Annotated in this window: 12 protein-coding genes; 6 read left to right on the top strand and 6 right to left on the bottom strand. The window is 66.2% G+C overall.

The genetic code is table 11. The features are described 5' to 3' along the window. Window positions 1–79: 79 nt before the first annotated feature. Window positions 80–1351, top strand: a complete 1272-nt coding sequence (locus tag CVO77_RS14705) for a spinster family MFS transporter (RefSeq protein WP_105999684.1) — start codon at window positions 80–82, stop codon at window positions 1349–1351. Window positions 1352–1358: 7 nt separating this feature from the next. Here the strand turns inward: CVO77_RS14705 and CVO77_RS14700 are convergent, their stop codons facing one another. Further along, window positions 1359–2480, bottom strand: a complete 1122-nt coding sequence (locus CVO77_RS14700) for an NADH:flavin oxidoreductase (RefSeq protein WP_105999683.1) — start codon at window positions 2478–2480, stop codon at window positions 1359–1361. Window positions 2481–2581: 101 nt separating this feature from the next. On the opposite strand from CVO77_RS14700, the gene CVO77_RS14695 reads away from it, so the two are divergent. Then, window positions 2582–2944 (top strand): winged helix-turn-helix transcriptional regulator, encoded by a 363-nt coding sequence (locus CVO77_RS14695; RefSeq protein WP_242445956.1) that lies wholly within the window; start codon window positions 2582–2584, stop codon window positions 2942–2944. On the opposite strand, the gene CVO77_RS14690 is transcribed toward CVO77_RS14695, so the two are convergent. Then, window positions 2939–4096, bottom strand: a complete 1158-nt coding sequence (locus tag CVO77_RS14690) for a CaiB/BaiF CoA transferase family protein (protein WP_105999681.1) — start codon at window positions 4094–4096, stop codon at window positions 2939–2941. The two genes, CVO77_RS14695 and CVO77_RS14690, sit on opposite strands and share 6 nt — an antisense overlap. Before the next feature lie 91 nt (window positions 4097–4187). Between CVO77_RS14690 and CVO77_RS14685 the strand changes: the two genes are divergently transcribed. Next, entirely contained in the window at window positions 4188–4931 is a 744-nt protein-coding gene (locus CVO77_RS14685) for a TetR/AcrR family transcriptional regulator (protein WP_105999680.1), read from the top strand. Here the strand turns inward: CVO77_RS14685 and CVO77_RS14680 are convergent. From CVO77_RS14680 to CVO77_RS14670, 3 genes are all read right to left on the bottom strand, one after another. Continuing rightward, complete coding sequence (locus tag CVO77_RS14680) at window positions 4916–6055, bottom strand: serine hydrolase domain-containing protein (protein WP_105999679.1); 1140 nt, start codon at window positions 6053–6055, stop codon at window positions 4916–4918. The two genes, CVO77_RS14685 and CVO77_RS14680, sit on opposite strands and share 16 nt — an antisense overlap. Before the next feature lie 54 nt (window positions 6056–6109). Continuing rightward, the gene (locus CVO77_RS14675) at window positions 6110–8491 is read right to left on the bottom strand and encodes a TonB-dependent receptor (RefSeq protein WP_105999678.1); all 2382 of its coding nucleotides are present in this window, start codon (window positions 8489–8491) and stop codon (window positions 6110–6112) included. A 144-nt stretch (window positions 8492–8635) separates the two neighbouring features. Then, on the bottom strand, window positions 8636–9643 hold the full coding sequence (locus CVO77_RS14670) for an AraC family transcriptional regulator (RefSeq protein ID WP_105999677.1): 1008 nt from the start codon (window positions 9641–9643) through the stop codon (window positions 8636–8638). Window positions 9644–9802: 159 nt separating this feature from the next. Here CVO77_RS14670 and CVO77_RS14665 point away from each other — a divergent pair, with 159 nt between their 5' ends. Beyond that, window positions 9803–10639: an SDR family NAD(P)-dependent oxidoreductase gene (locus tag CVO77_RS14665; RefSeq protein WP_158258078.1), complete on the top strand. Its 837-nt coding sequence runs from the start codon at window positions 9803–9805 to the stop codon at window positions 10637–10639. On the opposite strand, the gene CVO77_RS21495 is transcribed toward CVO77_RS14665, so the two are convergent. After that, on the bottom strand, window positions 10625–11605 hold the full coding sequence (locus tag CVO77_RS21495; protein WP_275541955.1) for a Gfo/Idh/MocA family protein: 981 nt from the start codon (window positions 11603–11605) through the stop codon (window positions 10625–10627). The two genes, CVO77_RS14665 and CVO77_RS21495, sit on opposite strands and share 15 nt — an antisense overlap. A 169-nt stretch (window positions 11606–11774) precedes the next feature. Here CVO77_RS21495 and CVO77_RS14655 point away from each other — a divergent pair, with 169 nt between their 5' ends. Both CVO77_RS14655 and CVO77_RS14650 read left to right on the top strand, forming a co-directional pair. Then, on the top strand, window positions 11775–12854 hold the full coding sequence (locus CVO77_RS14655; RefSeq protein ID WP_105999675.1) for an alkene reductase: 1080 nt from the start codon (window positions 11775–11777) through the stop codon (window positions 12852–12854). Window positions 12855–12999: 145 nt separating this feature from the next. Further along, on the top strand, window positions 13000–13881 hold the full coding sequence (locus tag CVO77_RS14650; protein WP_105999674.1) for an SDR family NAD(P)-dependent oxidoreductase: 882 nt from the start codon (window positions 13000–13002) through the stop codon (window positions 13879–13881). The last annotated feature ends 5 nt before the right edge of the window (window positions 13882–13886 follow it).

Below are 13886 nucleotides of genomic sequence, written 5' to 3'. Positions count from 1 at the left end.
TTGTGGGTTACGCGGCAATAAAAAAATGATAACGATAATTATCACTTTGAAAAAAGCGAGCAGGGGGGAGCAGAATCTGATGAAAAATAATGGCTTCGGGGAATCGGCAGGGCGTCGTTATGTCGTCGTCGGGGCGCTTGGTTTCGCCTATATGCTCAACTTCCTCGATCGACAGTTGCTTGCAATCCTCGTCGAGCCGATCCGGGCCGAGCTTCATCTCAGCGACACGCAGATCGGGATGCTCTCCGGGCTCATGTTCGCGCTCTTCTATACCCTCTTCGGAATCCCGGTCGCGATAATCGCCGATCGGGGCAACCGCATCCGCCTGGTCGCCGCTGCCTGCGGGCTCTGGAGCCTGTTCACCGCTTTGTCGGGATTCGCCAGGGGCTTTGCCAGCCTCGCCTTCGCACGAATCGGCGTCGGCATCGGCGAGGCGGGATGCGCGCCGCCCTCTTTCTCCATCCTCTCCGATTATTTTCCGCCCGAACAGCGCGGTCGCGCCCTTGCGCTCTATGCGCTCGGGATTCCGGCGGGCAGCTTCATCGGCGCATTTGCCGGCGGCTGGATCGCTGCGGAATATGGCTGGCGAACCGCCTTTCTGGCACTAGGCGCGGTCGGGCTTGCCTTTGCGCCGCTGCTGCCGCTGATCGTTCGCGAACCCCAGCGCGGACGCTATGACGCTCCTCGTGAAACGATCGATCAACCGGGGATCGCGCAGACGCTCGCCTTTTTCTGGCACTCACCGCTCTTCATTCTGACATCGCTCGGCTGCGGACTGACCGCCTTTTGCGGTTATGGCCTGTTGAGCTGGACGCCCGCCTACCTCGGGCGCGTTCAGGGCATGACACTTGGCCAGATCAGCGCCTTCTTCGCGATCGCCAGTGCCGGCTCGATGGTCCTCGGGGCGTGGATCGGCGCATGGATCGCAGATCGCGCGGGGGCGCGAAACCCCGTCAATTATTCCCGGCTGCCGGGCTTCGCCTTCCTGGCCTCGGCGCCCTTCATCGTCGGCTTCGGTTTTGCCGATAGCTGGCAAGCCTCGCTCGCGCTGCTCGTCCCCGCGCTGATCTTTACCTCCATCCATTTCGTTCCCGCGCTCACCTTGCTGCAGAACCGCACGCCGCCTCAATATCGCGCCACGGTCAGTTCAATCCTCCTTTTCCTGATCAACCTCATCGGCCTCGGCTGCGGACCCTTGTTCGTCGGCATGATGAGCGACGGGCTGACGCCGACTCACGGCGACCGGGCACTGGGGATCGCGCTGCAATCGCTGGCGCCCTTCGCGATCCTGGCCTTCGTCTGCCAAATGGCCGCGGCCTCCCAGATCCGGAAGGAAGGCCATGCCGCCTGAGGATCGATCAGAAAAGCTCCGCAAGCGCTTCCACGTCGAAACCCTTCAGACCCGCGACGTCACCGGCACGTATCTTGGCGACCCACAGGGGATCGGTGAGCAAGGCACGGCCGATGGCGATCAGGTCGAATTCGTCGCGTGCCATCCGCTCGAGCAATCCGTCGATCCCGGCGACGGTCGCGCCCTTGCCGCGAAAGGCGGTCATGAACTCGCCCGACAGCCCGACCGAACCGACGCTGATCGTCACCGCGCCGGTCAGCTTCTTTGCCCAGCCCGCAAAGTTCAGGCCCTTCTCGCCATCGATGTCCGGAAATTCGGGTTCCCAGAAACGCCGCTGCGAGCAGTGCAGCACGTCGGCACCGGCATCGACCAGCGGCTGCAGCCAGTCGCTCATTTCATCGGGCGTTTCGGCGATCCGCGCCGCATAATCCTGCTGCTTCCACTGGCTGACCCGCAGGATGACGGGAAAGTCGGGGCCGACCGCGGCGCGCACCGCGGCGATCGCCTCCACCGCGAACCGCGCGCGCTCGCGGATCGTCGGTCCGCCGTAGCGATCGGCGCGCAAATTGGACCCCGACCAGAAGAATTGGTCGATCAGATAGCCATGCGCGCCGTGCAGTTCGACCGTGTCGAAGCCCAGGCGCTTCGCGTCGGCCGCCGCCTTGGCGAACGCCGCGATCGTGTCGGCGACCGCCGCGTCGCTCATCGCTTCGCCATGCGCGTCGTCGGGGGCATTATATCCCGACGGGCTTTCGGGCGGGGCGTTCGGAACCCAATCGGTCAAATGGGTCTTGACCGCGCCGGTATGCCAGATTTGCGGCCCCATCTTGCCGCCGGCGTTGTGAACGGCGTCGATCACGCCCTTCCATCCCGCGAGCGCCGTCTCGCCGTGAAAAAGGGGAATGCCGGGGTGGTGGCGCGCGGCTGGGCGATCGACGACCGTACCTTCGGACAGGATCAGGCCGACCCCGCCTTCGGCACGGCGCCGGTAATAGGAGGCATTGGCCGCGCCGGGCACGCCGTCGGGGGCCAAAGTACGGGTCATCGGCGCCATCACGATGCGGTTGGCAAGCTCCAGCGAGCCGAGGCGGAACGGACGAAACAGCGGATCGGTGGCGTCAGAGGTCATGCACTGCAACTCCCTTGGTGCGGATAGGTCCGCTAGCTAATCACGCGACGCCCGGCGTCAATCAGGCACAATGAGGTGACCAGATGTATCGGAGGAAACCTGTGATCCCGCTCCTCGCCATCGACACGCCCGGCCGCGCGCTGTTCGACCAGCTCGCTGACAAATGGTCGCTCGCCATCCTGGCATCGCTCGGCGGCGGCGCCATGCGGTTCAATGCCATTCGGCGCGATCTGGGCGGCATTACCCAAAAATCGCTGACGCAGTCGCTGCGCCGGCTCGAACGCAATGGCTTGCTCGCAAGGCGGGTCATCGCGACGTCGCCGATCGCGGTGGAATATGAAATCTCCCCGCTCGGACGCGCGCTCCACGACAGTTTCAGGGCGCTGGAAAAAGGGTTGTGCGATCATCTCGCCGACGTGGAGAAGGCACGTGCGCTGTTCGATCGGCGATGGAACGCATTATGAGGTTTCCATCCCGAGTTCCGCTAGAAGCTCCAACGTGTCGGCGCCGAGCGAGGGTGCGGAACGACAATCGGCGTTCGCCCCTGACATCCACAGCGGCGCGCGCGCAATCGGCGCCATCGCGGCGGCATCCCCGACTTTCCGGAAATGAAACAGGTCCGCCGCGGCGACCTGTTCGTTCGCCAGAATATCACCGGGTGCGAGCACCGGCCCGGCCGGAATACGCGCCGTGCTCAACGCCGACAGGGCGTCATCACGCATTCGGGCCGCGCACCACTGGCGCATCACGGCCAGGATGGGCTCGCGATTGTCTCCGCGCAAAAGGTCGGAGGCAAAGGCGGGATCCGCCGGCCAGTCGTCGCGGCCAAGCAGCCGCGCGAGCCGGTCGAAGATCGGCTGGCCAACGACGTGGACGACGATCCAGCCGCCGCGCGTTTCGAAAAACCCGATCGGGGCAGCGCCCGCCGCCTCGCTCCCCAGCGGCGGCCGGTTTCGCGCGGCAAGTTCCTGTTCGATGACCTGCGCATTGGTGCCGTTGATCGCCGAGGCGAGCAGCGACCCTTGCACATGCTGTCCGCGGCCGCTCGCGCGGCGCTGCATGATGGCAAGGACGGCGCCATATGCGCAGTGGACCGCGGTACTGAAATCGACCCACGACACCTGGGTGCGCGCCGGCCCCGCGGACGATCCGCTGAGATAGGCGGCACCGCACATCGCCTGGCCGATGCTGTCGAAACCCACCCGATCCTTCCACGGACCCTGCGTCCCGAAGGCCGACATGGTGACGAGGATGATGTCGGGTTTGATCGTGCAAAGCTGCGGATAGTCGAGCCCCATTCGTTCGAGGGTCCGGTCGGGCAGATTGGCGACGACGATGTCGGCGGTTTCGACGAGTTTGCGCGTGATCTCCCGCCCGCGCGCCGAGGTCGGATCATAGGCCATGCCGCGCTTGTTGCGGTTCATCTGGAGGAAAAGCGCGCCATCGCCATTATCGGCGACGGGCATGACGAACCGGTCTTCGCTTCCCGCCTCTTTTTCGATCCGTATGACGTCGGCGCCATAGTCGGCGAGCAGCGCCGCGCAATAGGGCCCGGCGATGTATCGGCCGAAGTCGAGGACGCGAACGCCAGCAAGCGGGAGCGGAAGATCAGACATGGGTAAATCCTGACTGTGGAACGAGGAGCGGCCTTGCGACGGGGGCCGGAAGTCCGTAGGCCGAAGGCCCTGCAAACGACCGGGACGCGCGATGAAGGCCTCCAGCAGAGAAGCCCCGATCAACGATCGGCGACCGAAGGCCGGACGGCGCGGAACAGGCACGCTGACGCGCGAGCGCATCGTCGGCGCCGCAATCGCGCTGATCGACGCGCAGGGCATCGCCGCGCTCAGCATGCGCGAACTCGGGCGCGAGCTTGGGTCGTCGACGATGGCGGTCTATCGTTATTTCGAGAATAAGGGCGACCTGCTCGACGCGGTGATCGACGCAGTCGTCGGCGCTTTCGAGCCCGAGAGCATCGACGGCGACTGGGCCGCGAAGGCCAGGGCGATGAGCCTGCGCGTGCGCGGCGCGATGCTCGCGCATCCCGAGCTTGCCGACATGATCGGGCGCGAGTTCCGGCGCTCGCCGACATCGCTGCGCGTCAACGCGCATATGATCGAGATATTGAGCGATAGCGGCGTCCCCGATGCGGCGCTCGCGCAAACCTATTGGACGATATCGAGCTATACCACCGGCTATGCGCTGCTCGAGGCGCAGGTCCGCCGCCGCTCGCGGCAGGCGGGCGACAGCGGGTCGCCGACGGCCCGCGCCCGAAAACTCGGCGACATGATGCGCCCGGTCGAGGGGATTTCGGCAAGAGCGCTCGAACTCGCGCCCGCGGTGCTGGCGCAGCCGCTCGACGAGGAGCAGTTTCTCTTCGGACTCGACTGCCTGCTCGCGGGCCTTGCGGACCGCCTCGATGCGCCCGGCGTGCGCGGTCAAAGCGAAGCGTAGATCGCGCCGATCAGGCCGGCCAGGCGCGGGTCGGGACCTTCGGTCGCCTCGCGCATATAGTTCATGGCATAGCCGACACCGATCCGTGCGACCGGGTCGGCAAAGCCGAACGACCCGCCCCAGCCATGATGCCCGAAACTTTCGTCGTGCGGACCATAGACCTTCAGACCCGAATTGAGGCCAAAGCCGACCCCCCAACTCATCGGAAAGCGCAGGACCAGATCCTCATTCTCGATCTGGACGCGCGTCGCGTCCGCAAGCGCCGCTTCGCTGACGATTTCGGTTCCGGCGATGCGCCGGTCGGTGGCGAGCGCCGAATAGAGCGTCGCGATGCTGCGCGCATTGCCCTGTCCCGCGGCCGATGGCGTGCCCTGCGCGCGCCAGGCGCGGGTGTTGGCGAGGATATGGCTCTGCGGCGTGTGGACCTGTGCGAGCCGCTGATAGCGGTTGTAATGCTCGACCCCACCCGACACCGGCTGGCCGTCATGGACGAGTTCGGCAACGCGATGCTCCTCGCTTGCGGGCAGGCCCATGTGGAAATCGACGTTCAGCGGCGTGCCGATCTCGTCGCGAAAATAGTCCCCGACACTCTTGCCGACGATGCGTTTGAACAGCCCGTCGCCGAGCGGCCCGATGCTGAGCGCATGATAGCCCGACCGGGTTCCGACCGGCCAATGCGGCGTCTGTCGTGCGAGCAGGTCGGCGACATGATCGGTGTCGAGAAATTCGGCTTCGCTGAGCGGATTGTCGGGGCCGCAAAGCCCCGCCTGGTGCGAAAAGAGCTGGGCGACGGTCACACCCTCCTTGCCGCCGGCGGCGAATTCGGGCCAATAGTCGGCGACCGGGCGGGCGAGGTCGAGCTTGCCTTGCCCCGCGAGCCGCGCGACGCACAGCGCCATCACGCCCTTCGTGGTCGACCAGACGTTGACCAGCGTATCGCTTTCCCATGGCCGGACACGCGCGCCATCGGCATGGCCGCCCCACAGGTCGACGATCTTTTGCCCGTCGCGGAACAGGCAGAAGGAGGCGCCGATCTCGCCTTCGTCGATGAAATTCTGTTCGAAAGCTCGGGCAACAGCTGCGAAAGCTTTGTCGCTATGACCCTCGATACGGATGTCAGACATGGCAATTCCGATTGTCGTGATGGTGAAAGGAAGGCGGCAGGATCGCGCCCGGGCTTAACGAAGTTTCAGGCTGAGCGTCGCGCCATAGGTCGCGGGCATGCCGGCGAAGCGCACGGTCGTGTCGAGATTGGCGTTCGCGGCGGTCCAGTAATAGGCGTTGCCGACGTTGCGTCCCCAGATGGTGAAGCGCCACCGGCCGTCGGGCGCCTCGACCCCGGCGCGAAGGTCGACGAGCGTATACGCCTTGGTCGCCAGCAGCGGCAGTTCGCCAAGCTGGCTGTTGGACTTGCCCTGATAGGTCATCCCCGCGCCGACGAAGGCGTCGAGGCGGCCGCCGACGCTCCATTGATAATCGGCGTTGGCCAGTCCGTGCCATTTCGGCGTGTTCGGGAAGGGCTCGCCGCCGAAGTTGCGCACCGCGCCCGTGGCATCGAACCCGGTGTAATTGTCGAGTATCTTTGAATCGATATACGAGCCCCCGGCCGACAGCTTGAATCCGCGTGCCGGTGCCCAGACGAATTCGAGTTCGGCACCACTGATCCGCGACTTGGGGACGTTGGCCAGCCGGATCAGCGGACCGAAGACCGGATCGAGCACTTTGCCGAGGAATTGCTTTTGCCGATAATCATAATGGAAGATCGCGCCGTTGACCTGTAGCGTGCGGTCGGCGAGGGTTCCCTTGAACCCTGCTTCATAGGCGATGAGCGATTCCTGCACCGCAGGTTCGAGCTGGCTTTGCAGCGTCGCTGCGAGCGTCGGAAAGCTCCCCGCCTTGTAACCCTTGCTGACGTTGGCATAGATGAGGATGCGGTCGGCGGGCTTCCAGTCGATGCCGGCGCGCCACGAGAGACTATCGTCTTTGAGCTGATCGACGACAAGCCCCGGCACAAAAGCGGCATCGGCGCTGAAACATCCACCGGGGGCAATGGGAGCCACCGGCGGGAGGCCCGCACCCGCCCGGAAGACATTGAGCAATGTGCCGAAACTGTTCGCGGTCACCCCGTCGCCCGCATCGGCAGTGCAGCCGTTGTAATTGATACGATTGCGCGAATAGCGCACCCCGCCATAGAGCCGAAGGCTGTCGGTCAGCGCGACATCGCCATTGCCGAAGATCGCGATGTTGCGGCTTCGCTGGTTGTTGATGTCGCGAAAGCTTTCGAAGAGCGGCAGGCCGAAGGGCACGAACGTATAGGCGACCGTGCTTTCGGGGTTCGTCACCAGTCCGTCTTCGAGCACCTTGTCGCGCGAATAGCTGCCGCCGACGAGGATATTGGCGCGCGCGCCGATCTTGGCGGCGAGGCGCAGTTCCTGCGAGATCGAGCGGATGCGGCCGTCGGTATATTGGTCGATGTTCGACAGCGTCGTCCCGTCGATGTCCTGATATTGCCGCTCGCGATACCGGCTATAGGAGGTCAGCGAGGTCAGGCTGACGCTGTCCGACAGATCCTGTTCGAGGCGCAGCACCCCCTGGAAATAATGATTGTCGCGGGCATAATCCCCACCCGGATTAAAGTCCGCCGCGCGGGCGTTCGCCGGCGCGAGCGGATAGGTGAGCAGGCCCGCGACGAACGGCGCCGCCGCCGGGATCGACGGGGTAATGGCGATCGCCTGGCCCGCCTGCACATCCGACTGATCGATGAAGCCGCTGATCGTCAGATTGGCGCGAAAGCTCGATGACGGCTCGAAGGCCAGCGCGAAGCGGCCGTTGGTGAAATCCTCGCGGCCGTTCCTGGCGCCGCTCGTGTAGCTGCGCTGCCAGGGCCCCATGTCGCGATGCTCGACCGCGAGGCGCGCGCTCAGCGTGTTGCTCAGCGGGCCGCTGACATAGCCGCCGAGCTTCCACGCGTCGAAGCGGCCATAGCTCGCGTCGAGACCGGCCTCGAATTCGCGCGTCGGCTTCGCGGCGATATAGTTGATCGCGCCGCCGGTCGCATTCTGCCCGAACAGCGTGCCCTGCGGACCCTTGAGGATTTCGACGCGCTCGAGGTCGAGGTTCGCGCCGCGAGTCTCGATCGCGAACGGGATCGGCGCTTCGTCGACATAGATGCTGACCGTGGGGCGTCCGCCGAGGCTGATATCGCTGAAGCCGACGCCGCGCAGCGTATAGATCGGCGATCCCACATAGGAGTCGGTATAGTTGAACGAGGTCGCGATCTTGCCGAGGTCGCGCGGCTCGATGACGCCGGCGGCTTCGAGATCGCTCGCGGTCGCGACCGAAATCGACATCGGGACGCTGTTCGCGGACTCCTCGCGCTTTTGGGCCGTGACGATGATCTCATCGAGCTGGGGCGGCGCATCGGCGGCGGGGTTCGACTGGGCCAGCGCCGGCGGAGCCGCGACGGCGGCAAGCGCGGCGCCTGCCGCAAGCCATGTCCGGTGGCGGCGCAGGGGGCCGGGCGGGGACGCGCCGTTCGGCTTGGGATCGGTGTTGGTCATATTCTCCCCCTGATTGATACCTACCCGCATCCCTGATGGATGTCGCGGCGGCTTGTGGTTTTCAGGAGGGATAGAATCCGCGTTCGGCGCCCCGGTTGCTAGGGTCTGCGTCCCCGCTCCGCTGCGGACATTTTCGGACAGGCGCTAGGCCGCATAGCGCAGGCGATAGGCCGAAGGGCTCTCCCCGAACCAACGGTGGAAGGCGCGGCGGAAACTTCGCGAATCCTCATAGCCGAGGAAGTCGCCGACCTGCTCGATCGTGTGACCGGCATGAAGGAGCGTGGTCGAGCGCGTCATCCGGATCTCGTCGCGGATCTGGCGGAAGGAACAGCCCTCCTGCTCCAGCCGCCGCGCCATCGTCTTTGGCGATACGCCCCACCGAAAGGCGAGATTCTGCTGGTCGACGTCTTCGAGAAGCGCGAGGCGGACCTTGTCGGCATAGGAGCCGCCGCTAGCATAGGCCATGGGCCGCAGCACGAGATCGGCGAGCAAGTCGTGGACCGCGTGGCGCCAGGAATCGATCTCGCGGCGTTCGATCGGGCTGTCCGCGACCTCGGCGGCAAAGAGAATTTCGAGATCCTCGCCATCGTGAACGACGGGCGCGCCGAGGAGGCCGAGCAGCGTCGATTGCGACGTGGCGCGCGCGCCGGGCGCGCGGACGCGTTCGACCTTGAGCGGGTGGCCCGCCATCCAGCTGAAGATCGCGTAAAAGACGGCGGCGGTCCCCTCGAGCATGATGTCCCGCACCGCGCCGCCCGGCGTTTCGGCCTGCCAACGCAGCGCGAGGCCCGTCTGGCGCCGCGCGACGCCGACATGCAGGCCGGGGACGATGATTGCCGCGGCCTCGGCATAGGCCCGCATGGCTTCGTGGATCGTCCCGCTCAGCAGCATGCGCGCGATGAGAAGATTGGTGCCCCCCGGCTTCAGGCGCGACCCGAGGACGCAGTGCATCTCGTCGTCGATGAGCAGCGCATGTTCGGAAAATATCCGCCAGCAAAGGTCGGCGGGCACGACGAGGCCGGGGTCGTCGTCTTCGCCGACGCCATAGCCTTGAAGAAGGCGGCGCACCTCTTCGCGGGGTCGCCCGTCGGCGCCCAGAAAGATGACGAGGTCCTGATGGCAAAGGCCATAAAGCCGATGATCGCGATCCATGGAGCTATCCCTTCCCGTCCCGGGATCGTCGGGAGACGACTAGCCGGCGTTTCGGATCGCATTCTATCAATTGTGTACGACGTACGCAATATGCTGGACCACCGTGGCGATCATGCTTATGCAGACGGTAACCGGAAAATGGGCGGGAGAAAGAAAACCATGTCGAATCAGAGCAATGGAGTATCGAGCGGGCGCTTTGCGAACCGCGTGATTCTGGTGACGGGCGCCGCGAGCGGCATCGGCCGCGCCTGCGCTGTGCGGCTTGCGCGCGAAGGCGCCAACATCGTTGCGCTCGATCTGGACGCCGACGGCCTCGCGTCCCTGGCCGCCGAGATCGAGTCGGTGGGCGGTGGCTGCGAGACCCTGTGTGGAAATGTGACCGAGCTGGAACGGATCGACGCCGCCGTCACCTGTGCGACCACGCGCTTTGGGCGGCTCGACGGCCTGATCAACAATGCCGGCATCGGCGGGCCGATGGAGCGTTTCGACCGCTGCTCCCCCGACGATTTCGACCGCATGATCGCGGTCAACCTGCGCTCGGCCTGGTATGGAACCAAGGTCGCGCGAAAGCCGCTGCTGGCGGGCGGCGGCGGCGCAATCCTCAACGTCGCCTCGATGGCGGGGCTCGTCCCGAACCGCAACCATTCGCTTTATGGCATGACCAAGGCGGCGGTGATCAGCCTGACCTATCACGCCGCGATGGACTATGCCGCCGACGGCATCCGCGTGAACTGCCTCTGCCCCGGCCCGGTCGAGACGCCGATCTTCGAACAGATGCGCCGCAACCTCGGCGAGGACGTCTATGACGGTGCGCGGCGCCAGTTGATGCGTCGCACCCTGCTCGGCCGCTTCGGCGACGCCGACGAACAGGCCGCAGCGGCCGCCTTCCTGCTCAGCGACGACGCCTCCTTCGTCACCGGCATCGCGCTTCCGGTCGACGGCGGCTGGTCGATATCGGACGGCCAGACACCAACACGGCCGTCAGCCGCGGGGTGAAAGCCCCGCGGCTCGATAGACGGCATCGATGCCCTCCATCGTCGCGATGCTGCCGGCGAGATCGATGAGCGGAACCTCCATCCCGTGCACGACGCGCGAAAAGGCGGCCGCTTGAAACACATAGGTCGGCGTCCGGTCGAACGTCATCGTCTGCACCTTGCCCGCCACCTCCATTACCGCGCTGTTGCCAAGATGCGGCAGGAACGGATTGTCGATGCGGAGCGTCGCAAGCGCTCCTCTGATCGTCAGCCAGGCGCGCAGGCGCGGCGCGGCGAGCGACGCCTGCACCCGTCCCTTCGCTCCGCTGCCAAAGCCGAAGTCCGCGCGCATGCCGCGATCGATCTCTGGCCCTGCCAGGTCCGCTTCCGCCGAGAGGACGATGGGCTCTTCACCCGTCACCCACCGCAATGCGCCAAGGCAATAGCTGCCGACGTCCATCATCGCCCCGCCGGCCAGCCGCGCATCGAAGCGGATGTCGTCGGCCGCAACGAACGTCCCCGGAATCTCGAACCCCGCCTCGACCGCTTCGATCCGGCCCAGGCGCCCGGCGGCGAGCAGGTCGTCGACGAACCGCGCCAGCGGGTGAAAGCGATAGTGGACCGCCTCCATCAACGACAGGCCGTTCGAACAGGCGGTCTCGGCCATGCGCCGCGCATCGGCGGCGTTGGAGGCGAGCGGCTTTTCGCAAAGCACCGCCTTCCCGGCCTTGAGCGCCGCGATGGCCCAATCGGCATGAAGGGCGCTGGGCAAGGGAATATAGACTGCGTCGAGCGCCGGATCGGCCAACATGGCGCCGTAGCTGTCGTAGCTAGCGGTTATACCATGCTCGGCCGCGAACGCTGCCGCCTTCGCGCCATCGCGCGAGGCCACCGCCGCAATCTCCAGCCCCGGCACGAACGGCGCCGCGTCGATCATCGCGGCCTTCGCGATGCGCGCGCAGCCCAATATCCCGATCCGCACCATCATCATCCTCTCCTCCCGCCTGCGGCGAGGATGGGCAGCCCGCGAGGTGCTGTAAACCGACGCCGCCGCGCGTGGCCGCAAATGTCCGGCGGCGGCTGACTGCACTGCCCCTGTCGCCCCTGCCAAGCGATCGCCATGGTTCGGCGCGATTTCGCCAAGGTGGGAAGATGCCATGCCAAGCCTGTTCGACCCGGTCGCCCTCGGCGCCCTCATCGTCCCCAACCGGATTTTGATGGCGCCGCTCACGCGCACGCGCGGCAGCGCCGATCATGTCGCGACGCCGATCATGGCCGATTATTATGCCCAGCGCGCGAGCGCCGGGCTGATCGTTTCGGAAGCGATCGGTATTTCGCGGCAGGGCCTCGGCATGCCCCATGCGACCGGGCTGTGGCGCGACGATCAGGTGGCGGGATGGCGCCGCGTCACCGACGCCGTCCATGCCGCGAACGGGCGGATCATTGCCCAGATCTGGCACATGGGCCGTATGGTGCATCCCAGCTTCACCGACGGCGCGACGCCCATCTCATCGTCGTCGACACGCGCGCCCGGCCGGGCGCATACCTATGACGGACGCGCGCCCTATGCCGAGGCGCGGCCGCTCGCCCGCGAAGAAATCGTCGAAGTGGTCGAGGATTATCGCCTGGCCGCGCGCAATGCGCTGCGCGCCGGCTTCGACGGGGTGCAGGTCCACGCCGCGAACGGCTATCTGATCGACCAGTTCCTGCGCGACAACGCCAACCACCGCGACGATGATTATGGCGGCGGCTTCGACAATCGCATGCGCTTCCTCCTCGACGTCACCCGCGCCGTCTGCGCCGAAGCCGGAGCCGACCGCACGTCGGTGCGCCTTTCCCCCAACGGCGATACGCAGGGCGTCAACGACAGCGACCCCGAGCCGCTCTTCGCCGCCGTGGCGCGGGCGCTCGATCCGCTCGGCCTCGCCTTTCTCGAATTGCGCGAGCCGCCGCGCGACGGCACGCTCGGGATGGCCGATCGCGACCCGATCGCCCCCGCCATCCGCGCCAACTTCGGCGGAAAGCTCGTCCTGAACTCGGACCTGACGCGCGAAGCCGCCGAGCGGCTTGTCGCCGATGGCGCGGCCGACGCCGTGAGTTTCGGCCGCCTGTTCATCTCGAACCCCGATCTTCCCGAGCGCTTCGCACGCGATCACCCGCTCAGCGACTATGATCGCGCGACGAGCTACGCCCAAGGGCCCGAGGGCTACACCGACTATCCGGCCGCCGCGCCATGACCGAAACTGTCCGCCGTCCGCTGGGGCACCGGGACCTTCCGGGGACTATCGGCCACGCTAGGCTGGCGGGCCAGTACCGGAAGGAATCTTGCATGCTATCGCTCGGCCTTATTGGGCCTCTCCGCCTCCCCAGAAAGGGCCCCCGATGACCGGTCTCCGTCTTGCGGAAAAGGTCGCGGTCATCACCGGCGGCGCCAGCGGCATCGGCCTTGCGACCGCGCGCCGTTTTCTGGACGAGGGCGCGAAAGTCCTCATCGGCGACTATAATGAAGCCTCGATCGACACGGCGCTTCAGGCGCTCGCCGCTGGCGACGATGTCGCGGCGCTCCGCGTCGATGTCGCGCAGGAAAGCGATGTCGCGCGGCTGATGCAGACCGCGGTCGACCGCTGGGGCCGGCTCGATATCGCCTTCAACAATGCCGGGATCACCGGCGCGCTCGGCCCGATCATGGAAATCGAGGCCGACCACTGGGACGCAAGCTTCGCGGTGATGGCGCGCGGCGTTTTTCTGGGGACCAAGCACGCCGCGCGGATCATGGCGCCGCAGGGCGGCGGCGCGATCGTCAACACGGCGTCGATCGCCGGGCTTGCGGGCGGGGTGATCCCGACCGTCTATTCGGCAACGAAGGCGGCGGTGGTCAGCCTGACGCGCAACGCCGCCAACGAGCTGGCGCAATATCGCATCCGCGTCAACGCGGTCTGTCCGGGGATCATCTTCACCCCGCTGATGCATTCGGGCCGCGAGGACGAGGCGCTGGCGACGGCGCGACAAGTCCAGCCGTGGCCCGACGCCGGGACTCCCGAGCATGTGGCATCGGCCGTGCTCTATCTCGCGTCGGACGAGGCGGCTTTCGTGACCGGCGAGGCGCATGTCGTCGATGGCGGCTATCTCGCCAACGGGCTGCTGCGTGTCCACCCGCTTCCTGGGGGCAAGGCGAACCCCGACTATGCCGGAATGCATTATGGCCTGACCGGGCAGCCGCGCGAGATAAGGCGCCTGCCCCGGTCGACGGAAGCAGCGCAATGACGAAT

Origin of the sequence: Sphingopyxis lindanitolerans, from assembly GCF_002993885.1 — a bacterium.
In the GTDB taxonomy this organism is placed as follows: Bacteria; Pseudomonadota; Alphaproteobacteria; order Sphingomonadales; family Sphingomonadaceae; genus Sphingopyxis; species Sphingopyxis lindanitolerans.
This window is presented reverse-complemented; position numbering and strand designations above follow the sequence as displayed.